The sequence below is a fragment of the Desulfovibrio legallii genome (assembly GCF_900102485.1).
Lineage (GTDB): Bacteria > Desulfobacterota > Desulfovibrionia > Desulfovibrionales > Desulfovibrionaceae > Desulfovibrio > Desulfovibrio legallii_A.
The window spans coordinates 70,623-92,387 of record NZ_FNBX01000003.1; the positions used below are offsets into that span (position 1 = coordinate 70,623).

A 21,765-nucleotide genomic window follows, 5' to 3' on the forward strand; every position below is an offset into this window, starting at 1 on the left:
GAAACCCGGCAGGCCTGAAACCGGACTGCCGTCAACCCAAGCCAACCGGCGCGCCGCACAGGGGTTCCGGCCCTTTGACGGGCGCCTTTTCACTTAGCACGCGGAAGCGGAGGGGACAAGCGCAATGTTCACGTCATGGGCCGCCTTCTTTACCCCGGAGGGGAGGTTGCTGCTGCAAAAGGCCATTGCCCTGGCCCTGGAAGAGGACGGCCCGGAGCTCACCGCCAGAGCGCTGTTTGCGCCCGACGCGCGCCTGCGCGCCGTCATCCGCGCCAAGGAGGACACCCTGGTGGTGGGCCTGCCCGTTATCGGCGAGGTGCTGCGCGCCCTTGGCGCGCCCTTCCGCTGGCGCGCCCTGGCTCCTGAAGCCGGGTCCGTGCCCGCCATGACTGAAGTGGCCCGCATCACAGCCCCGGCCGAACCCTTGCTCAAGGCCGAGCGCGTCATCCTCAACTTTATCACCCACCTTTCGGGCATTGCCAATCTTACGGCGCGCTATGTGCGGGAGCTGGAAGGCACAGGCGTGCGCCTGCTGGACACGCGCAAAACCACCCCCGGCCTGCGCTGGCCGGAAAAATACGCCGTCCAGGCGGGCGGCGGCGTCAACCACCGCATCAATCTGGCCCAGATGCTCATGCTCAAGGATAACCACATCGACGCGGCAGGTTCCATCACCGCGGCCGTGGCCGCCCTGCGCGCGCGCTACAGGCCGTGCCCGCCCATTGAAGTGGAATGCCGCACCCCGGAACATGTGCGCGAAGCCCTGGCCGCCGGGGTGGAGCGCGTTATGATGGATAATATGGAAGGAGCGACGCTTTCCCGGTCGCTGGCCCTGGTGCCGCCGCAGGTGGAGGCGGAAGTGAGCGGCGGCGTGCGCCTGGAAAACATCCGGGCCATAGCCCTGACTGAACCGCGCCGCCCGGACTTCATCTCCGTGGGGCGGCTCACCCACTCCGCCGTGGCCGCCGATTTCAGCATGACCCTGCTTCCGGCCTGATCCAGGCCGATCCGCACAGGATACACAATTATGGAAGACCTGAAGGCCCCCATCACGGCGCTGAAAGAGCGCCTTGGCCCAAGCCTCTGCATTATGGGGCACCACTACCAGAACGATGCTGTGGTGCGCCACTGCGACATTACCGGCGATTCGCTGGAGCTGGCCCGCCGGGTGCCCTCGGTGGCGGCGCGGCACATCGTCTTCTGCGGCGTCTACTTCATGGGCGAATCAGCGGCCCTGCTGGCCAAGCCGGGCCAGCACGTCTACCTGCCCAGCCTGGACGCGGACTGCCTCATGTCCCGGATGACCCCCGCCCCTCTGACCCGCAAGGTGCTGGAGCAGCTTACCGCCACGGGCCGCAAGGTCGTGCCGCTGGCCTACGTCAATACCGACCTGGCCCTCAAGGCCGTGGTGGGCGAATACGGCGGGGCCGTGTGCACTTCAGCTAACGCCGCCGTCATGCTGCGCTGGGCCCTGGACCAGGGCGACAGCGTGCTGTTTATGCCGGACAGACACCTGGGCGAGAACACGGCCACCGGCCTGGGCATCCCCCCGGCGGACCGGCATGTGCTGCGCGTCGGCGCCAGGGGGCTGGTCCAGCCGGAAAGTCAGGCCCTGGACCGGCGGCTGCTGCTCTGGCCCGGCTGTTGCGCCATCCATGCGCGCTTTGAGCCGCAGGATGTAAGGGACATCCGCGCCGCCCATCCCGGCTGCCGGGTCATCGCCCACCCCGAATGCCGCGAAGAGGTCGTGGCCCTCTGCGACGGGGCCGGCTCCACCTCCTATCTCATCAAGGAAGCCGCCCGCGTGGCAAAAGAAGCCCCCGGCAGCACCCTGGTCATTGCCACGGAAAACAATCTGGTGCGTCGGCTGGCCGCCCGCCACGCCGGGCAATGCGCCATCGTTCCCCTTGGGCACGCCATCTGCGGCAACATGGCCAAGGTGACGGAAAAAAAACTTTGGGATATATTGAGGCGCATTGCGGAGGGCGACGCCGCCCCGCTGGTTGTGGAGCAGGCCTTGTGCCCCCCCGCCCGCCTCTCCCTAACCCGCATGCTCGACGTGTGCGGACTGTGAGGAAACTATGAGCACACCCACCCGTCGGCATGTGCCCGTGCTGATCATTGGCTCCGGCATTGCCGGCTGCACCGCGGCGCTCACCCTGGCCGACGCCGGTCACGACGTCCTGCTGATCAACGCCGGCGACGAGCTCGCCGACGGCAATTCCGAGCTGGCCCAGGGGGGCATCATTTACCACGCCGCCCCCTCGGCTGAATCCCCCGACGACGCCCGCGTCCTGGAAAAAGACATTCTGGTGGCCGGGCACCACTACAACTACCGCAAGGCCGTGCGCTATCTCTGCCGCCAGGGCCCCCTCTGCGTGGAAAGCATGCTTATGGAACGCGCCGGCGTGGAGTTTGACCGCAACCCCGACGGCAGCTTCAACCTCACGCGGGAGGGCGGGCACGCCGCCCCGCGCATCCTGCACCGGGCCGATTACTCCGGCAAGGCCATCATGGACGGCCTCACCGCCCAGGTGCGCAAACACCCGCGCATCACCCGCCTGCACCGCCGCGCGGCCATCGACCTTCTGACCAGCCACCATCAGGCCCGAAGCTCGCAGTACCGCTACGAGGTGGCCAACCGCTGCCTGGGCGCGTATGTCCTCAATGAGGAAAGCGGCGAACCGGAAACCATCCTGGCCGACTGGACCGTGCTGGCCACCGGCGGCGTGGGCCAGATTTTTCTGCACTCCACCAACGCGCCAGGCTGCGTGGGCACGGGCGTTTCCATGGCCTTCCGCGCCGGGGTTGCCCTGGCCAATCTGGAGTTCATGCAGTTCCACCCCACGGCCCTGTATGAGGAGCGCTCCAACCGCCGTTCCCTCATCACAGAGGCCATGCGCGGCGAGGGCGCGCGCCTGCTGGACCAGAAGGGCCGCGCCTTCATGGGCGACTATGACTCCAGGGGCGACCTGGCCCCGCGCGACGTGGTGGCCCAGGCCATGATGGAAGAAATGCTCCACAGCGGCGCGCCCTGCCTGTTCCTGGACGTAAGCCGCGTCCGGCAGGACCTGCCCACGCGCTTCCCCACGGTGTTTGAAAACTGCCGTCGGGCCGGCATCGACATCCGCAAGGAACCCATCCCCGTGGTGCCCGCCGCCCACTATTTTTGCGGCGGCGTGCTTACGGACGTCCGCGGCCGCACCTCCATGCGCGGGCTCTACGCCGTCGGCGAATGCGCCTGCACAGGCCTGCACGGGGCCAACCGCCTGGCCAGCACCTCGCTGCTGGAGGCCCTGGTCTGGGGCATGAGCTGCGGCCAGGACCTGGCCCACCGGCTCCGCACCGAGAGCGGCCTGCCCCCCACCCTGGCCAAAGCCATCCCCGCCTGGCAGCACGAAGGCAACGAGCGCCACGATGACCCGGCCCTGGTAGCCCAGGACTGGACCAACATCCGCAACACCATGTGGAACTATGTGGGCATCTCGCGCACTGAGGCCCGCCTGCGCCGCGCCTTTGAAGACATGCGCGACCTGGTGCGCCATATCCACGATTTCTATAAGCGCACCCATATCTCGCGCCGCCTGGTGGACCTCTTTCACGGCTCGCAGACGGCCTACGTCATCACCCAGGCCGCCATGCGCAACCGCACGAGCCTGGGCTGCCACCACAGGGTGGACTGAGCCCCGGCAAGGACGAAGTACGCATGAAAAAAATCTTCCTGCCGCTGGCTCTTGGGGGCGCGCTGGCCCTTACCTTGCTGCTGAGCGTCAATTTTGTGCTGCGCCCCCATGTGGAGCGGGAGGTGCTGCAAAGCCTGCGGCACATCAGCTTCTCTTCCGGGGGACAGCCTTATGAGACCTCGGCGGATCAGGTCTCGCTCGCGCCCTTTTCCAGCCAGCTGACCATCCGTGGGCTCACCTTCCGCGGCCACAGCCCGGAAGGCCCCCTGGCCTATACCGTTGCCGAAGTGCAGCTGCGCCTGCCCTTGCGCATGCTGCTGGCCTTCACGCCTCTGCGGCCCCTGGTGCTGCCCAAGGAAGGCTTCGTGCCCGTGGCGGAAAATCTGACCCTGCACAACGTGGCCTTGCGCACGCCCCAGGCGCGCGGCGTTCTGCAGCGGGAAGAAATTGACGTGCTGCGGGCCGACGCGGCCCTGGCGGCCCAGATCCTCGCCCCCACCGATTCCATGGACGCGGCAAGCGTCCTCTACCGCATGGGGGCCGACAACATCCGCGCCCGATTCATTACTGTGGAGATTCCCGGCAGCGCCGGCCTCAGCCGCATGACCATCGACACGGCCGATCTGCGCCGCTGGCAGGGCGGCAGCATGGCCGCTCTGGATCTGCGGGCCCTGCGGCTGACGGTCAACGGCCGGGAAGCGCTGCGCCTGGGCCTGCTGGAACAAAAAGACATCCACCTGCCGCAGGAGGACATGCTCCGCCAGCTTCTGGCCGTGGCGGACAAAACCGGCGCGGGCATGGATGAAGCCCTGGCGGCGCTCATCCCGCTTACGGACGCCATGCTGGCCGCCAATCCGCCCTTGCTGGGCGGGCTGCGGGCCGCGGACCTGCGCCTGAGGCTGGGGGAAAAAAGCGTTCGCGTCCGCGAAGTGCGCTTCAGCTGGCTCTCCACCACGCCGCGCCACAGCCTGAGCCGGGTGGAAGGTCTGGAACTGCCCCAGGGCGTGCTGGAAAGCCTCACCGGTCTGGATCTGCCCGCCACCGTGGCGGACATGAGCTTTGAAAGCCAGAAGACGGGGCCGCGCCAGAGCAGGGAAAAAGCCTCGGTGCGGGCCGTGGGCCTGGGCGACCTGAACTGCGCCCTGACCATCCATGAGGCTGGCCGCGGCACAAGCCTCCTGCTGCAGCGCTACAGCGGCCTTGAGCTGACCTATGCGGACGCCGGGCTCATCAGCCGACTGGTGCGCGGGCTGGCCCCGGCCCCGGACGAAGCCCTAGCCTTGGTCCGCGCGGCCCTGGCCCTTCCCAACCTGGCGGCTACCCCGCAAAACCAGGCTATCCGCACGGCCCTGCAGAGCTTTTTTGACCAGCCGGGCACGCTGGAAGTGCGTACCAGCACACCGCAAGCCCTGGGCGCGGAAGACCTGCTGGCCGCCAGCGACAACCCCGGCGCTTTTTTTGACGTCACGGCCGCGGCCGGACAGCACACTCTGGAAGATCAGCTGCGCAGTCTGCCGGCCCCCGGCCAGCCCGCCGCCGGTCCATCGGGCTTATAAGATGCGCAAACTCTGGCTAAAAAAACATGAGGATCGCCGCCTGCGGGCCGGGCACCTCTGGGTCTTCGGCAACGAAGTGGACGGGAGCAAAAGCCCCTTGCCCGGCTTTGAACCCGGCGAAGCGGCCACCCTCTGCGACGCCCGCGGCGCGCCCCTGGGCAGCGTCTATGTGAACCCCGCTTCGCTCATCTGCGCGCGCCTCTACAGCCGCCGCCCCGAAACAGAGCTGGACGCGGGGCTGCTGCGCACCCGTCTGGCGGCGGCCCTGGCCTTGCGCCAAAGGCTCTACAACGCGCCCTGGTACCGCCTCTGCCACGGCGAAGGCGACTTTTTGCCAGGCCTGGTGCTGGACCGCTTCGGCGGGCACCTCACCGCGCAGGTCACTACCGCCGGCATGGAACGCCGCAGAGAAGCCTTGGAATCCTGCCTGCACGAGCTCTTTGCGCCCACATCCATCCTCTGGGATAACGATTTGCCCGCGCGCGCCCTGGAAGGTCTTGCGCGCGAGCCCTCACCCTGGGGCGACGTGCCGGAGACCCTGGAGGTGCCGGAAAACGGCTGTCGCTTCCGCGCCCCCTGCGCCACAGGCCAGAAAACCGGCTGGTTTTACGACCAGCGCCGCAACCGGCGCGAACTGGCCCGTTACGCCAAGGGCGCGGACGTTCTGGATATTTTCAGTTATGTGGGCGGCTTTGGCGTCACCTGCGCCGCTGCGGGCGCGGCCTCGGTCACCTTTGTGGACGCCGCCCGCGAGGCCCTGGACTACGCCCTGGCCAATGCCGCGGCCAACGCGCCGGGCTGCCCCGCAGAGGCCCTGTGCGGCAACGCCTTTCAGATCCTGCGCGAGCTGTGTGAAGCGGGCCGCCGGTTCGACTGCATCAGTCTGGATCCGCCCGCCTTTATCAAGCGCCGCAAGGATCTGCCCCAGGGGCTCGCCGCCTACCGTCAGGTCAACGCCCTGGCCGTTGCCCTGCTCAAGCCCGGCGGCGTGCTGGCAAGTTCCTCCTGCTCGCACCATCTGGAAGCGCAAACCCTGCGCGACTGCTTGACGCAGGCCGCCGCCAAGAGCAAACTTCATACCCGGCTGCTTTTTGCGGGAGGTCAGGGACCGGATCATCCCGTGCAGGCCGCCATGCCGGAAACGGCGTACCTGAAATGCTGCATCGCCCAGGTGGGCCCATAACCAACAAGGAAGCGTCATGTTGAACAAAGTTCGCCTGCTCACCCCCGGCCCCACGCCCCTGCCCGAACAGGTTCGCCTTGCTCTGGCCAAGGACATGATCCACCATCGCAAAAGCGAATTTATGGCGATCATGGGACGTGTGCAGGAAGGCTTGCAGACCCTTTTCGGCACCACGGGAACAGTGCTGCCCCTGACCTGCTCCGGCACGGGCGCCATGACCGCCGCCGTGTACAACCTCTTTGCCCCCGGCGAAAAAGTGCTGGTGGTGGAAGGGGGCAAATTCGGTCAGCGCTGGCGCGAAATCGCCGCCTCTCGCGGGCTGGAAGTCGTCACGGTAAGCGTGCCCTGGGGCAAGGCCGTGGAGCCGCAGGACGTGGCCGACGCCCTGGCCGCGGATCCGACCATCGCCGGCGTGCTGGTGCAGCACTCCGAAACCTCCACCGGCGTGCTCCACCCTGTGCGCGAAATCGCCGCCGTCACCCGGCAGAGCCCCGCCCTGCTTGTGGTGGACGGCATCTCGGCCGTGGGCCTCAATCCCTGCCCCATGGACCAGTGGGGCATCGACTGCCTGGTGACGGGCTCGCAAAAAGGGCTTATGCTGCCGCCCGGCCTGGCTTTGCTGGCCCTCTCCCCCCGTGGGTGGGAAAAAGCCGCCGCCACGCCGGCCGGCTGTTTCTATTTCAACCTGCTGAAGGAAAAAGCCAAGGTGGCGCAGGGCCAGACGCTGTTCACCCCTGCCGTCAACCTGCTGGTAGGCCTGGAGGAAAGCCTGGCCCTGCTGCTGGAAAACGGCCTGGAGGCCCTGTACGTCAAGCAGTGGGCCCTGACCATGATGGCCCGCACGGGCGTCAGCGTCATGGGGCTGGAGCTTTTTGCCAAAAGCCATTTTTCCTGGGGAATCACCAGCGTGCTGCTGCCTCCGGGCGTGGACGGCGGGGCCGTGCTGCGCCGCGCGCAGGAGGAATTCGGCGTCTGCATGGCCGGCGGGCAGGACCAGTACAAAGGCCGCATGGTGCGCATCGGCCATATGGGCTGGGTGGATTGGGCCGATGTGGCGGCCGGGCTTTTTGCCCTCAACCGCAGCCTAGCGGAGACCGGCGGCTTCAGCGGCGCGCGCGACTATCTGGAGCAGGCCCTGGCGGCCTACCGCGCGGCCCTCAAGGTCGCACCGGGCACGCCCCTGCCGCCCGTGTGCCGCTAAGCCCTGCGGCAGAGGCCCCGGCAGAACGTTTTTGGCGGCCTTGCGCCGCACCGCGCCGGGCAGCTCCCTTGGCCCTGTCGCGGAACAGGGATTTGACAACAGTGGCGGCAGCCGCGCCGTAGCCGCGCTGCCCGCTCTGTCTTCCACGGACCCGCCGTCCGCAGCCGGAACGCTCCGGCCTTGCGGGCGGCGGGCGCAACAGCGCAAGCCCCGCGCGCCAGGAGGCCGCCATGACGGAAAAACCCTGTGGCTGTTCTGCCGGTCCCATGCCTGAAGTAACTTTTTCCACCTTTATTGTTTCACTGGCTTCTTCGGCCCTGGTGCAGCTCGGCGAGGTGCCCAACCCTGAAACGGGACGTACGGAAACCGACCTGCCCCTGGCCCGCCACAGCATTGACGTGCTGGAAATGCTGCGCCGCAAGACCGAGAAGTGCCTGGACGAACAGGAAAGCAAGCTGCTGGACAGTCTCCTTTATGAGCTGCGCATGAAGTTCGTCATCCGCTGCGGGCCGGACTGCAAAGGCCAATAGCCCCGCGGCCGGATCCGTTGCGGCGGCAATAATGAAGCACGCCCGCGAGCCTCTTCCGCCGCGGGCATCGACCAAAGTTCTCAAAGGGATACGACATGAAAACGATTTCCGTGGGGTTGGTGGGCATTACCGGCTATGCGGGCATGGAACTGGCGCGGCTGCTGGCGGGGCACCCCCAGATGCGGCTGACCATGGCCTGCTCCCGGGCCGAGGCCGGTCAGCGGCTGGGCGCATATTACCCCTTTCTGGAGCGTCTGCCCGGCGCGGATGTGGTCATCAGCTCCTTTGACCCGCAGGAGGCGGCCAGCCGCTGTCAGGTGGTCTTTCTGGCCGTGCCCGCGGGCACGGCCATGGATATGGCCGAAGCCCTGCTGCGCGCCGGGGTCAAGGTCGTGGATCTTTCCGCCGATTTCCGCCTGCGCGACGCCGCCACCTACGCCGCCTGGTACAAGCGCGAACACATCTGCGCAGACCTTCTGCACAAGGCGGTCTACGGCCTGCCTGAGCTCTACGGCGCGGACATTGCCCGCACCAGCCTGGTGGCCAACCCCGGCTGCTATCCCACTGCCGTTATCCTGGGACTCTATGCCGCCGTCAAAAACGGGCTGATCCAGAGCGATGACATCGTGGTGGACGCCAAATCCGGGGCCACGGGCGCGGGACGCAAGGCCGCCGTGCCCACGCTGTTCGCAGAGGTTTCCGACAATTTCCGCGCCTACGGCCTGCCCACCCACCGCCATACGCCGGAAATTGAACAGGAAATCTCCATCCTGGCCGGGAAGGAGGTGCGCCTGTCCTTCAATACCCACCTGCTGCCCACCAACCGGGGCATCCTCGCCACCATCTACACCAAGCTCCAGGATCCGCATCTGGATCTGGACGCGGTGCGCGCTGTCTATGCCGAAACCTGGAGCCGCAGCCCCTGGGTGCGCGTGCTGCCCAAGGGCGCGCTGCCGGAAACGCGCTATGTGCGCGGCAGCATGTTCTGCGATCTGGGCCTGGTGGTGGATCCCCGCACAGGGCGGCTGATCATTCTTTCGGCCATTGACAACCTCTGCCGCGGCGCTTCGGGCCAGGCCCTGGCCAACGCCAACCTCATGTGCGGCCTGCCTGTGGACGCGGGGCTCGAAAACCTGGCCCCCCTGCCGTAAACAGATTGCCTTTGCGAATAGGCATTCTCAAAGGTTACAGCACACTCGTTCCGGCGCTTAACAGCGCAAATACATTGCGCTTAGCGCCTGATCGCGCAGCCGCCGGGGCATTGCAACGCTGCAGTGCCCCGGCCGGACACAGCGCCCGCCCGACCACAACGCGGCAACGCCAACAAAGGGAACGCCATGCAACTGGAAAACGCCTTTCAGGATCCGCAGCTCTGCCGCGCCCTGCTCCAACGCCTGACGCGGGCTCTGGAAGGGCGCACCCTGCGATTTATGGAGGTCTGCGGCACGCACACCGTAGCCATTTTTCAAAGCGGTCTGCGTTCCCTGCTGCCCGCCTCGGTCACCCACCTTTCCGGGCCAGGCTGTCCCGTCTGCGTTACCCACGATGCGGAGGTGGCCGCCTTTCTGGACCTGGCCGGGCGGGACGGCGTCATCCTGGCCACGTTCGGGGATCTGCTGCGCGTGCCGGGCCCGGGCGGACAAAGCCTCAAACACGCCCAGGCCCAGGGCGCGCGGGTGGAAATCGTCTATTCCCCACTGGACGCCCTGACCATTGCCGCGGCGCACCCGGAAAGCACGGTGGTTTTTCTCGGCATAGGCTTTGAAACCACGGCCCCCACGGTGGCGGCCACCCTGCTCACGGCGCGCCAGCACAAGATCCGGAATTTTTGCGTGCTCTCCCTGCACAAGCTGGTGCCCCCCGCCCTGCGCACCCTGCTGGACGACAGCCAGTGCGGCATTGAGGCCTTTCTGCTGCCCGGGCACGTCTCCACCATCCTGGGGCTGGAGCCCTACGCCTTTCTGGCGCGGGACTACCATGTGCCCGGCGTGGTGGGCGGTTTTCAGCCGGCGGACATTCTGCTGGCCCTCTGCCTCATGGCCGAGCAGCGGCGGGACGGCGCGGCGGCCGTGGTCAACGCCTATCCCCGCGCCGTGGACAATGCGGGCAACCCCCGCGCCCGCGCCCTGCTGGAGCAGGTGTTTGAACCCACGGACGCCCTGTGGCGGGGCATCGGCCGCATCCCCCAAAGCGGGCTCAGGCTGCGGCCGGAATACGCGGATCTGGACGCTGCGGCCCGCCTGGACGTGACCCTGCCGGAGGTGCCCCCCCTGCCGGGCTGCCGCTGCGGCGACGTGCTGCGCGGTCGCATGGCCCCGCCGGACTGCCCCCTCTTCGGCAAAAAGTGCACGCCCGCCACGCCGGTGGGGCCGTGCATGGTTTCTACCGAGGGCAGTTGCGCCGCCTACTACAAATATTCGGAGCGATGATGGAGAATTGCCTTCTTCTGGATGCGGGCAGCGGCGGTCGCGCCTCGCAGCGCTTGGTGGCCCAGTGCTTTTTGCGCCATTTTGCCAACCCGCTGCTGGAACGCCTGGACGACGCCGCCCTGCTCGACGATCTTGTCGGTCCCCTGGCCATGAGCACGGACACCTATACCGTGACGCCGCTCTTTTTTCCCGGCGGCAGCATCGGCAGCCTGGCCGTGCACGGCACAGTCAACGACGTCTCCATGCTGGGCGCGCGGCCCCGCTACCTGAGCTGCGGCTTTGTGCTGGAAGAAGGGCTGCCCCTGGATATTCTGGAGCGCGTGGCGGCGGACATGGGCGCGGCGGCCCGGACGGCGGGCGTGGTCATCGTTACCGGCGACACCAAGGTGGTGCCGCGCGGCGCGTGCGACAAAATATTCATTAATACCACAGGCGTGGGTACAGTCTTTGCCACACCGCCGCCGTCGGGCCACCATGCCCGCCCCGGCGATGCCGTGCTGGTGAGCGGCGCGCTCGGCGACCACGGGCTCACCGTCATGGGCAGCCGCGAGGGCCTTTCCTTCCTCAGCGACGTGGCCTCGGATTCCGCCCCGCTCAACCACATGATCGCCGAGATTATTGAGAGCGCGGGCGAGGTGCATGTGCTGCGCGACCCCACACGCGGCGGCCTTGCCACCACGCTTAACGAAATCGCGGAGCAATCCCAGGTGCATATTGAGCTGGACGAAGCCAGCATCCCCGTGCACGAAAGCGTGCGCAGCGGCTGTTCCTTCCTTGGGCTGGACCCGCTTTACCTGGCCAATGAAGGCAAATGCATCTGCATTCTGCCGGAGGAACACGCCGAGGCGGCTCTGGCGGCCATGCGCCGCTCCCCCTACGGGCGGGAGGCCGCGCGCGTGGGCACGGTGGCCGCTGGCAAGGCGCAGGTCTCCCTGGTCACCCGCATCGGCGGCCGTCGCCTGCTGGGCATGCTGGAGGGCGCGCAGCTGCCCCGCATCTGCTGAAGGCCGCGTCAGCGCGGCACAAAGAAAAGACGCCGCGGGGTGTGCCCACGGCGTCTTGATTTTCTGGTCGGGATGGCGCGATTTGAACGCGCGGCCTCAGCGTCCCGAACGCTGCGCTCTAGCCAAGCTGAGCCACATCCCGTTGAGAAAGGGAACATAAGCGAGTCGCCCTTTTTTGGCAAGCTATTTTTTCGTTTGTAAAATGGAGCGGGCTTTAGTAGCATGGCAATACCGTTATGGCTGAAAATTCTTGCCAAGTGAGCGCAACGACATGATCCGCGTTATTGTGGTGGACGATTCAACCTTTATGCGCCGGGCCATCACCTCCCTGCTGGAGCAGGAGCAGGACATCAAGGTGGTGGCCACCGCCCCCGACGGGCAGGCAGCGCTGCAGCTGGCCGGCGAAGTGGAAGCCGACGTCATGACCCTGGATGTGGAAATGCCCCGCCTTGGCGGGCTGGAAACCCTGCAGCGGCTGATGCAGACCACCCCCATGCCGGTGCTGATGATCAGCTCCCTCACAGAAAGCGGCGCAGAAAGCACCCTCAAAGCTCTGGAGTACGGCGCGCTGGATTTTATCCCCAAAATTATGAGCAATGAGCGCGAAGCCTTCGGCGCGGAGCTGCGGCGCAAGGTGCGCGCTCTGGCCCGCAGAAAGGCCATTATCCGGCTCAAATACCGGCGCATCAACCACATCCCAGTGCCGCCGCCCCGCTGGCAGCCTTCCCAGCCGGCGGACTATGTGCAGACCCCTTGCCCAGGCCCGCGCGATCTGGTGGTCATCGGCGTTTCCACCGGCGGGCCGCCGGTGGTGCAAAAAATCCTCTCCGCCCTGCCCGCCGATCTGCCCGCCTGCATCCTGGTGGCCCAGCACATGCCCGCCGCCTTTACCGGGCCCTTTGCCAAGCGCCTGGACAGCGTCTGCCGCATCGGGGTGAGCGAAGCCGTGGACGGCGACAAATTCAAAGTGGGGCACGCCTATGTCTGCCCCGGCGGCAGGCACATCGGCATCCGCATGCGCGGCCCCCTGCCGGAGGTTGCCATTACGGAGGAGCCGCGCGACGCCCTCTACAAGCCCACGGTCAACCTGCTTATGGAAACCGCCGGTCAGGCCATGGGGCGGCGCACCCTGGGCGTCATGCTCACGGGCATGGGTTCGGACGGCTGCGAAGGCGCACGGGTGCTGAAAGAAAAAGGCGGCTGCCTTATTGCCCAGAACGAATCTTCTTGTGTAGTCTACGGCATGCCCAAGGCCGTGGTGGACGCCAAACTGGCCAACCTTATTCTGGACGCGGACGACATTGCCAACGCCATCATCACAACCGTCAAAGGCTGACCCGCACCGCCGCAGGACAGAGCTATGAACATGGAAAATCTCCTTCCCCAGGCCCAGGAAATTGTGGCTGCCCTCGGCTCCACAGACAGCGAAACCATCCGGGACGCCGCATTCAAAGCCGGAGACACGGGCCTGGAAGAGGCCGTGCCCCAGCTCTGCGAGCTGATCAAAAGCCCCAGCGTGGGCGTGCAGGAAGCCGCAGAATACGCCCTGCGCAAAATCCGCGGCCCGCATGTGGTGGCCGCCCTGCTCCCCCTGCTGCGCAGCGACGAGGCCCCGGTGCGCAACGTGGCTATGGACATCCTGCGCGAAATCGGCGTGGACAGCATTGAAAGCATGCAGCCCTACCTCATGGACGAGGATCCGGACCTGCGCATTTTCATCACCGACATCCTGGGCTACTGCCGCACCCATCAGGCCTCGCTGCTGCTGGGCCGCGCCCTGCTCAAGGATCCGGAAGTCAACGTGCGCTATCAGGCGGCCGTAAGCCTGGGCAACCTGGCCTTTCCTGAGGCTGTGGGCGTGCTGGTGCAGGCCATGCACGACGAAGAATGGGTGCAGTTTGCCGTGGTGGAGGCCCTGGCCAAAATCCGGGACCACTCCGCGGCCAGCGGGCTCATCAAACTTCTGCCCCAGGCCTCGCCCCTGGTAAGCTCCGCCATTGTGGACGCCCTGGGCGACATGGGCGACGTCAAATCCATCCCCTTGCTGTTCGGCTCGCTGGAAAACGTCAGCGTGCCCCTGCGGCACAAAATCGTCAAAGCCATCGTGCAGATCCTGAGCGGCAAGGCCCTCTCCCTGCTGGCCGCCAAGGCGCAGGAGCGGCTGCGCGCCTACCTGGCCGAGGCTTTGAGCGACAACGATGAAGATATCCTTATGGCCGCGCTGCAGGGGCTCAGCAGCATCGGCAAGGCGGAAAACGCGGCCCCCATCCTCACTCTGGCCGTGGGGCTGGACAAGGAACGACAGTCGGAACTTTACGAGGCCGCCATTACGGCCCTGGCCGCCATCGGCTACAGCGAGGCCCTGCGGGACGCCCTGCGCGGCGAGGACGAAAACCGCATCCAGGCGGCCATGGACGCCTGCCGTCTTATCCACAACCGCCAGCCGGTGGAGGATCTCAAGCAGGTCTTCTGGCGCGGCAGCACGGAACTCAAACGCGCCGCCTTGACGGAAATCGCCCAGCTTGGCGACTGCACGGACACGCCCTTCTTCATGGCCGCCATGGAGGAATCCGAAGACGCCGAGGTGCTCAAGAGCGCCCTGGTCTTTTTCGGCAACCAGCACGCCTGCCCGGAAGTGGAAAACATGGTCTTCAGCCAGCTGGACCACCGCTATGTGGACGTGAAGGAAATGGCGCTGGAGGCCTGCATCAACCTGCACAGCGCCACCCTTAACGAGCGGTTCAAAGAACGCGCGGGCAGCGAGGACCCCATGCAGCGCATGATGGCCGTTTACGCTCTGGGCCGCTACAGCGTGCAGGAAAATCTGCCCCAGATAACGGCCGCCCTGGAAGACCCCTCCCCCAGGGTGCGCCAGGTGGCGGTGGAGGCCTTCCAGAACCTGGGGCCGGAAGCCGCGCCCTTTGTGGCGCAACTGCTGCCCCGACTGGCCGACGAGGACAAAGACGTGCGCCTGGCCGTGGTGGATCTGCTGGGCCAGATCGGCGCCCCGGAAGTTATTCCCCATATTATGGACGCCCTTAACGACGCCAACGAGTGGGTGCGCATCCGCGCCATTGAAGCCCTGGGGCTGCACAAGGCCGTTGATGCCGTGCCCACCCTGGCCCAGATGCTGGAGCACGCCAGCCCCATGGTGGCCTTCAAGATTATTGAAGCGCTGGGGCATATCGGCGGCAACGTGGCCTTCAGCGTCCTCCTCGGCATGATGGATCACGAAGATCCGGAAATCCAGCACGCTGCAGCGGAAGCGGTGGCGGCCATCCAGGCCCAACAGCAGGAGTAGGTATGTCCCAGCCTCCCATCTTTCCTCCCAAAAAGCAGCCGGAAGCAGCCGGTTCGGCCTCGCGCGCGGCAACATCTGAGAGCGCCGCGGCCCCCCACGCAACTGCCCCGCAGCCTCCAGCCTCCCACGCAGCTGCCCCGCAGCCTCCGGCTTCCTACGCGAGCGCTCCGCAGGCCCCCGCCGCCCCGGCAAGCCGCTTTGGCGCGCCTGCCGCACCCCACGCCGCGCCCGCCGCACATTTCGGCGCGCCGGAAAAGCCGACGCCCGCGCGTTTTGGCACAACGGGCCTGCAGGCGACAGGGGGGGCGCAAACGCCGCCCGCCCCGCCCACAAGCCGCTTCGGCGCGCCTGCCGCGGCCCAGCAGCCCCGCAGCCTGTTCCCTGGCGCCGGGCAGACGCCCGCCGGCGCATTTGGTCAGCACCGGCCTGGGCAGCCCACGGCCGGGCAGACACCCCTGGGACAGCCCCTGCCGCACAGTCCCGCAGGGCAAACTTCTCTGCCGCACACGCCCGCCGCAGGGCAAAGCCCTTTTTCCGGCGGGGCCGTCCAGCGCTTTACGGGGCTTCCCAAAACTGAGACGCCGCCCCGGCCGCCGGCATCGCCGCTGGGCGGCAGCGCATTCTCCAGCGGCAAATTTGCGCCTTCAACTTCGCCCCTGCACAGCCCCACGTCGCCGAGCGCCGCCTTCCGCCCTGCGGGCAGCCCCCTCTCCACCGCCCCCCGCGCCACCTCGCCCTTCCGCAAGGATATGCAGATCTCCAACGAGGAGTTTCTGCAGCTGCGCGACTTCATCTACCTGCAATGCGGCATCTTTATCGCCGAAAACCGCAAGTACCTGGTGGAAAACCGACTCTCCAACCGCATCAAGGATCTCAACCTCAAAAGCTACGGCGATTACTACAACTACCTGCGCTTTGACGCCAACCGCCGCACAGAGCTGAACAAGCTCTTTGAAGTGGTCACCACCAACGAAACCAGCTTCTTCCGCAATCCGCCGCAGCTGGAGGTCTTCCAGAAAAATGTGCTGCCCGAAATCCTCGACCGCCAGCGCAAAACCGGAAACAAACGCCTGCGCATCTGGTCTGCCGGCTGTTCCACGGGCGAGGAACCGTACACCCTGGCCATCATCCTGCACGAGGTGCTCAAGGGCGAGCTCCCGGCCTGGGACATCAAAATCACGGCCAACGACCTCTCCACGGCTGTGCTGGCCGCGGCCCGGCGCGGGGTTTACAACGAATACGCCCTGCGCACCACGCCCAAGGAAATCGCTGACGCCTACTTTACCAAGGAAAATGCGCTCTACCGCATCAAACCAGAACTGCAGCGCCTTGTCATGTTCGGCCAGATCAACCTGAACGACAAAGAACAGCTGCGCCGGGTGGAAAAATCTCAGATTGTCTTCTGCCGCAACGTCATCATCTACTTTGACGATGAAATGAAACGCAAGGTCATCAACGCTTTTTACGACAATCTTGAAATCAACGGCGCGTTGCTCATTGGGCATTCCGAATCCCTGCACAACATCAGCCGCGCCTTTCACCTTGAACACTACAAGGGGACCATTGTTTACAAAAAACTGAGCTGACCGACGCCATGAACGCAAAAATCCTGGCCGTGGCCAACCAGAAGGGCGGCGTCGGCAAAACCACTACCTCCCTGAACCTGGGCGCAGCGCTGACGCGCCGCGGCAAAAAGGTTCTGCTGCTGGATCTGGATCCGCACGCCTGCGCCACCCTGAATGCGCGCATCTATCCGGAGGACGTGCGGCTGAGCCTGCACGACGTTTTTCTGGCCAGGGAGGAGGATTGGCCCGCCCTCTGGCCGCAAGTGCTGCGCCCCGACGCGCTGGAAGGCATGGATGTGGCCCCGGGCAGCATCCGGCTCTCAGAGCTGGAAGTGGATTTTCGGGAGCGACGCGGCAAAGGCGGCGTGCTGGCCCACAGCCTGGAAGGCCTGCGCGGCCGGTACGATTTTATTGTGCTGGATTGTCCGCCGCATGTGGGCATTCTGCTGGTCAACGCGCTGGTGGCCGCAGATTTGCTCATCATCCCCATCCAGACGGATTTTCTGGCCCTGCACGGGTTGAAGCTCCTGTTCGATACCCTGCACACCCTGCGCAGGGCCCTGGGCAGGCCCATCCGCTACCGGGCCGTGCCCACCATGTACGACAGACGGGCCAAGGCCTGCACCAGGGTGCTGGAACTTATGCGGAACAAAATGGACGGGGCGCTGTTTTCCTCCATCATCGGGGTGGATACGCATTTTCGGGAAGCCAGCGCCCGCGGCTGCACCATTTACGGCATCGACACCCATTCCCGGGGAGCGCGCGCCTATGACTCCTTGGCGGAAGAGGTACTCGCCCTATGGTAACCACAACGCCTGAAGAATATTTTGCGGCCCACAGCCTGGACCTGCCGCCTGAGGATGCCGACGCGCCCCTCAGCGCCGCGGAACGGGCCTTTGTCCAGAAGTATCTGGGCGGCGAGCTCCTGGGCTCCATGCCCGTGCACGCCCCCCAAAGCGCCCTGCCCGGCCTGGCCCCCGCCCCAGCCGCCGCCTTGCCCGCCACGGGGGACGAAGAGGCCCCCACGGCCAGGCCCGCGCCGCCCTTGCGCGTGCGTCTGGCGGGCGAGGAACGCCTGCAGATGGTTTCCTTCTATATCCGGGGGCAGATTTTTCTTCTGCCAGTCCCGGCCATTGTGGAGGTGCTGCGCCACCTGCCCCTGGCCAGGCTGCCCATGGCCCCCGCCTTTGTGGCCGGGGTGGTCAACCTGCGGGGCCGGGTCACGCCGCTTTTGCACCTGGATACCCTGCTCACCCTGGAAACCCGGGGCGCGTATACGCCGCAGAGCTTCATTATCGTCTGCGGGGCGGGCGACATGCAGCTGGGGCTTATTGTAGACCGGGTGCACACCATGTACTCCCTGCGCCAGGAGCAGATATCCTGGAATGCCGAGGCCCAGCTGGGGGCCGGAGCGGAATTTTTGTGCGGCATGGCCAATATTGAGGAACACCTCCACGGCATTGTGGATCCGGAAAGCATTGTGGCAAAGCTGCTGGGAGACTGATCCGCCGGGCAGCCGGGCCGGGCGGGCTTGCCAGCAGAGCAGAAAACTTCTATTATTCTTTAGCTTTTCTCTAGAGCGTTGCGCCCCCAAAAGCCCCGGCAATGGGCCAGCACAGGCGCGAAAAGCGGCGGCACCAAAGGGCGCCGGGGCCGACCTTGCGGACGGGCGCCGGCAAACAACCGACGACGGGAACAGACACTATGAAAAAACACATCATGGTCGTTGACGACTCCAAAACCATTCGCAACCTGGTGGCCTTTGTGCTCAAAGGCGAAGGATTCAGGGTCAGCACGGCTGAGGACGGCCTGGACGCCATTGAAAAACTCTACAGCCTGGACCCGGTGGACCTGATCGTTTCGGACGTCAATATGCCGCGTATGGACGGGTTTACCTTCATCAAGACCATCCGCGCCCAGGACGCCTATAAGGACATCCCCATCATTGTTCTTTCCACAGAAGGGCAGGAGAAAGACATCCAGACCGGCATGAGCCTCGGCGCCAACCTCTATATGGTCAAACCGGCCCAGCCTGAAAAAATGGTCCGCAACATAAAGATGCTGTTGGGTTAGCCGATAAGGAATCCAACAGGTGACCATCCCGGTCGCCAATGCGTTGCAGACAAGGGTGTGGGTATGAGCCAGGACTTTTTCGATCCGGAACTTTTCGCCGACTTTATTGCGGAAGCCAAAGAACATCTGGAGACTATCGAGCCCAATCTTCTGGAGCTGGAAAAATCCCCGGACAACCTGGCCCTGCTCAACGAAATTTTCCGCCCCATGCACTCCCTCAAAGGGGCGTCGGGTTTTCTCGGGCTTAACCGCATCAACCAGATGGCCCATAAGTCCGAGAATATTCTGGACGCCCTGCGCAAAGGCAGCATGGTGGTCACCTCGGAAATCATGGACGTCATCCTGGCCGCCACCGACGCCCTGCGCCAGATGATCGACAATCTTGAGGCTTCCAACGCCGAGGGCGATGTGGCCATTGAACCTATAATGGCCCAAATTGACGCCATTATGGCCGGCGGCGCGCCCGCCGCCCCTGCCCCAGCGCCGGAACCAGCTCCCGCGCCGCAACCGGAGCCCGCCGTGGCGGCGCCCGAAGCGGAAACCCCGGCCGCGCCGCAGGCCGCAGCGGCGGCGCAGGAGCCGAACCAGGGCCTGAGCGGCAAAGAATGGGTCGCCACCCTGCCCGCCAAGCCCGTCTACGCGCTCACCGCCTTCGGCGAAGGCCACCTCAAAGATTTTATTGACGAATCCTCGGATATTATCGAAAGCCTGAACAACGGTCTCCTGGAACTGGAAGAAAACCCCACCGGCAAGGCGGATCTGGTCAACGACCTCTTCCGCTTCTTCCACAATATGAAGGGCAACAGCGGCATTATCGGCTACAACGAGCTCAACGCCCTGACCCACGAGGCCGAAACCCTGCTCAACAACGTGCGGCAGGGCAAAATCGTCCCCAGCCACGAGCTTATCGACCTGCTCCTGCTGGTAGTGGACATGATGGAAGCGCTGGTCCAGAAGATCGACGTGCCCAGCGGCCAGGTGACGCCCTTTGAAACGGCGCCCGTAGTGCGCCAGTTGCAGGCGGCCCTGGCCGGCGGCCCCATCGCCCTGCCAGCGGAACTGCTGGCGGCCCAGGGCAATGCTCCGGCGGCCGCCCCTGCGGCGGAAGCCGCCCTTGCGCCGGAAGCGACGGCTGCCATGCAGGCAGCAGATCACCAGGTGGAAGTGGTCCCGCCCACCATTATTCCCGTGGGGGCCGAGGGCGACGACGCCGAGGCTTTTCGCGTCACCGTGCGCCAGCAGGTGGAGATCATCCACGCCGCCCTGGAAACCCTGAAAAAAGACGGCGCGCACAAAGACTCCATCGACGCCATCTACCGCTGCCTCGTGGCCGTCAAAAACGCCTGCGGCTTCATGGGGCTTACGGATATCAAGGTCTATGCCGAGCGCACCGCGGGCATTGTGGACCAGGGCCGCACCAGCGGCATTGATTTCGGCCTTATGGTGGACCTGCTTTCGCAGGAGGTGTCCATCATCAACGATATGGTCGCCAAGGCCCTGGCCGAGGGCAAGGCCGTGCATGTGGACGCCCCGGAAGCGGAGGCCGCCCCCGCAGACGCGCCTGCCGCGCCGCAACCGGAAGCCCCCGCGCCCAGGCCGGAGCCCCCCGCCGCGGCGGCTTCCACGCCAGCCTCCACAGCCCCGGCAACGCCCCAACCTGCCGCCGCGCCGCATCCGGCTCCTGCTGCGCCCAAGCCCGCCGCGCCCCGCCCGACGCCCCCTGCGACGGCCAAACCCGCCGCGCCTGCCGCCGCCAAACCAGGCGCGGCCGCCGTGCCGGAGCACAAGAGTTCCTCCACCATCCGGGTGGACCACGAACGCCTGGACCACCTCATGAACCTCATCGGCGAGCTCATCATCAACCGCAACCGCTACACGCTCATCGCCCGCTCCCTGGAAGACAGCGGGCACGAGGTGGATATCTCCCAGGTGGCGCAGAGCCTTTCCGAAACCACCTACGCCATGGCGCGCATCTCCGACGACCTGCAGGACACCATTATGAAGGTGCGCATGGTGCCCGTTTCCTCCGTCTTTTCGCGCTTTCCGCGCCTGGTGCGCGACCTTTCCCGCAAAAGCGGCAAAGAAGTGGACCTGGTCATGGAAGGCGAAGAAACGGAACTGGACAAGAGCGTGGTGGAAGTCATCGGCGACCCGCTGGTCCACCTTATCCGCAATTCCGTGGACCACGGCATCGAACCCGAAGACGTGCGCATCGCCGCAGGCAAGCCGCCCCACGGCAAAGTAACCCTGCGCGCCTTCCACAAGGGCAATTCCGTGGCCATTGAGATTGAAGACGACGGCAAGGGCATTGACCCGGCCAAAATGCGCGAAGTAGCCGTCCGCAAGGGGCTCATGTCCGCCGAAGAGGCCGCCCAGCTGGACGACCGCGAGGCCATTGAGCTCATCTTTGCCCCCGGCTTTTCCTCAGCGGAAAAAATTACAGATATCTCCGGCCGCGGCGTGGGCATGGACGTGGTGCGCACCAACATCAAAAACCTCAAAGGCAGCGTGAGCACCCACTCCGAAGTGGGCAAAGGCACCCGCTTCACCCTCAGCCTGCCCTTGACCCTGGCCATCATCGACGCCCTTATGGTCAACGTTTCCGGCCAGATGTACGCCATCCCCCTGGACGCGGTTTCTGAAACCACCAAGATTGAAGCCGCCCGCCTCACCGACGTCAAAGGCCGCAAAGCCGTCACCCTGCGTGGCGAAGTTCTGGGCGTGGTGGAGCTGGCCGAAATGCTGGGCCTGCCCCGCACCGATCCCCTGCCCGACGTTCTCGCCGTAGTGGTCATCCACGATAACGAACGCCGCCTGGGCCTGGTGGTGGACCGTCTGCTGGAGCGCCAGGAAATCGTCATCAAGCCCCTGGGGGCCTACCTCGGCGACCTCAAAGGCATCTCCGGGGCCACCATCATGGGCGACGGCTCCGTCATCCTTATCCTGGACCCGCACGAAGTTTACCTCATGGCCACCTCCAAGGCCGCGTCCATGCCCCCTGCTGAAGCCGCCAAACAGCCTGCCCCGCGTCAGCAGCAGCAAGGGTAAAGGCGGACAAGTTTGCAGGGGGAAGGGGGAACTTTTGTGAACAAAGGTTCCCCCTTCCCCCCCGCGCCCCCTATCCCCTTCAAAAAACTTTTCTTCCTCAAGGCAATGCGCCAGGCGTACCCTGGGAGGAAAAACTTTAAAGATTTTTGTAGGTTGTTGTTTGGGTTAGAACGGCTGCAACCGCACGCTCTT

Annotated in this window: 17 protein-coding genes and 1 tRNA gene; 17 read left to right on the forward strand and 1 reads right to left on the reverse strand. The window is 65.5% G+C overall.

The genetic code is table 11. The features are described 5' to 3' along the window. Positions 1 to 124: 124 nt before the first annotated feature. From nadC to hypE, 10 genes are all read left to right on the forward strand, one after another. On the forward strand, positions 125 to 997 hold the full coding sequence (gene nadC / locus BLS55_RS02605; protein ID WP_092152809.1) for a carboxylating nicotinate-nucleotide diphosphorylase: 873 nt from the start codon (positions 125 to 127) through the stop codon (positions 995 to 997). Between the two features lie 30 nt (positions 998 to 1,027). Then, positions 1,028 to 2,074, forward strand: coding sequence for a quinolinate synthase NadA (gene nadA, locus BLS55_RS02610; protein ID WP_092152810.1), 1,047 nt, complete (start codon positions 1,028 to 1,030; stop codon positions 2,072 to 2,074). Positions 2,075 to 2,081: 7 nt separating this feature from the next. Beyond that, complete coding sequence (nadB, locus tag BLS55_RS02615) at positions 2,082 to 3,683, forward strand: L-aspartate oxidase (RefSeq protein WP_092152811.1); 1,602 nt, start codon at positions 2,082 to 2,084, stop codon at positions 3,681 to 3,683. Positions 3,684 to 3,706: 23 nt separating this feature from the next. Continuing rightward, positions 3,707 to 5,239, forward strand: coding sequence for a hypothetical protein (locus BLS55_RS02620; protein ID WP_092152812.1), 1,533 nt, complete (start codon positions 3,707 to 3,709; stop codon positions 5,237 to 5,239). A gap of 1 nt (position 5,240) precedes the next feature. Beyond that, positions 5,241 to 6,422, forward strand: coding sequence for a class I SAM-dependent rRNA methyltransferase (locus tag BLS55_RS02625; protein WP_092152813.1), 1,182 nt, complete (start codon positions 5,241 to 5,243; stop codon positions 6,420 to 6,422). Between the two features lie 16 nt (positions 6,423 to 6,438). Beyond that, on the forward strand, positions 6,439 to 7,623 hold the full coding sequence (locus tag BLS55_RS02630) for a pyridoxal-phosphate-dependent aminotransferase family protein (protein WP_092152814.1): 1,185 nt from the start codon (positions 6,439 to 6,441) through the stop codon (positions 7,621 to 7,623). A 230-nt stretch (positions 7,624 to 7,853) separates the two neighbouring features. Further along, positions 7,854 to 8,153, forward strand: a complete 300-nt coding sequence (locus BLS55_RS02635) for a DUF1844 domain-containing protein (protein WP_092152815.1) — start codon at positions 7,854 to 7,856, stop codon at positions 8,151 to 8,153. 95 nt (positions 8,154 to 8,248) lie between these two features. Then, positions 8,249 to 9,304, forward strand: a complete 1,056-nt coding sequence (gene argC / locus BLS55_RS02640) for an N-acetyl-gamma-glutamyl-phosphate reductase (RefSeq protein ID WP_092152816.1) — start codon at positions 8,249 to 8,251, stop codon at positions 9,302 to 9,304. Positions 9,305 to 9,490: 186 nt separating this feature from the next. Beyond that, positions 9,491 to 10,582: a hydrogenase formation protein HypD gene (gene hypD, locus BLS55_RS02645; RefSeq protein WP_092152817.1), complete on the forward strand. Its 1,092-nt coding sequence runs from the start codon at positions 9,491 to 9,493 to the stop codon at positions 10,580 to 10,582. After that, complete coding sequence (hypE, locus tag BLS55_RS02650; RefSeq protein ID WP_092152818.1) at positions 10,582 to 11,586, forward strand: hydrogenase expression/formation protein HypE; 1,005 nt, start codon at positions 10,582 to 10,584, stop codon at positions 11,584 to 11,586. The genes hypD and hypE overlap by 1 nt, the downstream gene beginning before the upstream one ends. Before the next feature lie 64 nt (positions 11,587 to 11,650). Here hypE and BLS55_RS02655 read toward each other — a convergent pair. Next, positions 11,651 to 11,728: transfer RNA gene (locus BLS55_RS02655), tRNA-Pro, on the reverse strand. Positions 11,729 to 11,857: 129 nt separating this feature from the next. On the opposite strand from BLS55_RS02655, the gene BLS55_RS02660 reads away from it, so the two are divergent. The 7 genes from BLS55_RS02660 to BLS55_RS02690 all read left to right on the forward strand — a co-directional run bounded on the left by BLS55_RS02660 (position 11,858) and on the right by BLS55_RS02690 (position 21,573). Then, positions 11,858 to 12,922: a protein-glutamate methylesterase/protein-glutamine glutaminase gene (locus BLS55_RS02660; protein WP_092152819.1), complete on the forward strand. Its 1,065-nt coding sequence runs from the start codon at positions 11,858 to 11,860 to the stop codon at positions 12,920 to 12,922. 24 nt (positions 12,923 to 12,946) lie between these two features. Continuing rightward, positions 12,947 to 14,887, forward strand: a complete 1,941-nt coding sequence (locus tag BLS55_RS02665) for a HEAT repeat domain-containing protein (protein ID WP_257243110.1) — start codon at positions 12,947 to 12,949, stop codon at positions 14,885 to 14,887. A 749-nt stretch (positions 14,888 to 15,636) separates the two neighbouring features. Further along, a complete protein-coding gene (locus tag BLS55_RS02670) occupies positions 15,637 to 16,473 on the forward strand; it encodes a CheR family methyltransferase (protein ID WP_092152958.1) in 837 nt (278 codons plus the stop codon). 8 nt (positions 16,474 to 16,481) lie between these two features. Then, on the forward strand, positions 16,482 to 17,258 hold the full coding sequence (locus BLS55_RS02675) for a ParA family protein (RefSeq protein WP_092152820.1): 777 nt from the start codon (positions 16,482 to 16,484) through the stop codon (positions 17,256 to 17,258). Beyond that, a complete protein-coding gene (locus BLS55_RS02680) occupies positions 17,252 to 17,956 on the forward strand; it encodes a chemotaxis protein CheW (RefSeq protein WP_092152821.1) in 705 nt (234 codons plus the stop codon). The genes BLS55_RS02675 and BLS55_RS02680 overlap by 7 nt, the downstream gene beginning before the upstream one ends. Before the next feature lie 200 nt (positions 17,957 to 18,156). Beyond that, positions 18,157 to 18,525: a response regulator gene (locus tag BLS55_RS02685; protein ID WP_092152822.1), complete on the forward strand. Its 369-nt coding sequence runs from the start codon at positions 18,157 to 18,159 to the stop codon at positions 18,523 to 18,525. Between the two features lie 63 nt (positions 18,526 to 18,588). Then, entirely contained in the window at positions 18,589 to 21,573 is a 2,985-nt protein-coding gene (locus tag BLS55_RS02690) for a chemotaxis protein CheA (protein WP_092152823.1), read from the forward strand. The last annotated feature ends 192 nt before the right edge of the window (positions 21,574 to 21,765 follow it).

Coding starts and splice junctions, on each gene's coding strand:
- nadC (WP_092152809.1), top strand. CDS start 125: ATGTTCACGTCATGGGCCGCCTTCTTTACCCCGGAGGGGAGGTTGCTG.
- nadA (WP_092152810.1), top strand. CDS start 1,028: ATGGAAGACCTGAAGGCCCCCATCACGGCGCTGAAAGAGCGCCTTGGC.
- nadB (WP_092152811.1), top strand. CDS start 2,082: ATGAGCACACCCACCCGTCGGCATGTGCCCGTGCTGATCATTGGCTCC.
- BLS55_RS02620 (WP_092152812.1), top strand. CDS start 3,707: ATGAAAAAAATCTTCCTGCCGCTGGCTCTTGGGGGCGCGCTGGCCCTT.
- BLS55_RS02625 (WP_092152813.1), top strand. CDS start 5,241: ATGCGCAAACTCTGGCTAAAAAAACATGAGGATCGCCGCCTGCGGGCC.
- BLS55_RS02630 (WP_092152814.1), top strand. CDS start 6,439: ATGTTGAACAAAGTTCGCCTGCTCACCCCCGGCCCCACGCCCCTGCCC.
- BLS55_RS02635 (WP_092152815.1), top strand. CDS start 7,854: ATGACGGAAAAACCCTGTGGCTGTTCTGCCGGTCCCATGCCTGAAGTA.
- argC (WP_092152816.1), top strand. CDS start 8,249: ATGAAAACGATTTCCGTGGGGTTGGTGGGCATTACCGGCTATGCGGGC.
- hypD (WP_092152817.1), top strand. CDS start 9,491: ATGCAACTGGAAAACGCCTTTCAGGATCCGCAGCTCTGCCGCGCCCTG.
- hypE (WP_092152818.1), top strand. CDS start 10,582: ATGGAGAATTGCCTTCTTCTGGATGCGGGCAGCGGCGGTCGCGCCTCG.
- BLS55_RS02660 (WP_092152819.1), top strand. CDS start 11,858: ATGATCCGCGTTATTGTGGTGGACGATTCAACCTTTATGCGCCGGGCC.
- BLS55_RS02665 (WP_257243110.1), top strand. CDS start 12,947: ATGAACATGGAAAATCTCCTTCCCCAGGCCCAGGAAATTGTGGCTGCC.
- BLS55_RS02670 (WP_092152958.1), top strand. CDS start 15,637: ATGCAGATCTCCAACGAGGAGTTTCTGCAGCTGCGCGACTTCATCTAC.
- BLS55_RS02675 (WP_092152820.1), top strand. CDS start 16,482: ATGAACGCAAAAATCCTGGCCGTGGCCAACCAGAAGGGCGGCGTCGGC.
- BLS55_RS02680 (WP_092152821.1), top strand. CDS start 17,252: ATGGTAACCACAACGCCTGAAGAATATTTTGCGGCCCACAGCCTGGAC.
- BLS55_RS02685 (WP_092152822.1), top strand. CDS start 18,157: ATGAAAAAACACATCATGGTCGTTGACGACTCCAAAACCATTCGCAAC.
- BLS55_RS02690 (WP_092152823.1), top strand. CDS start 18,589: ATGAGCCAGGACTTTTTCGATCCGGAACTTTTCGCCGACTTTATTGCG.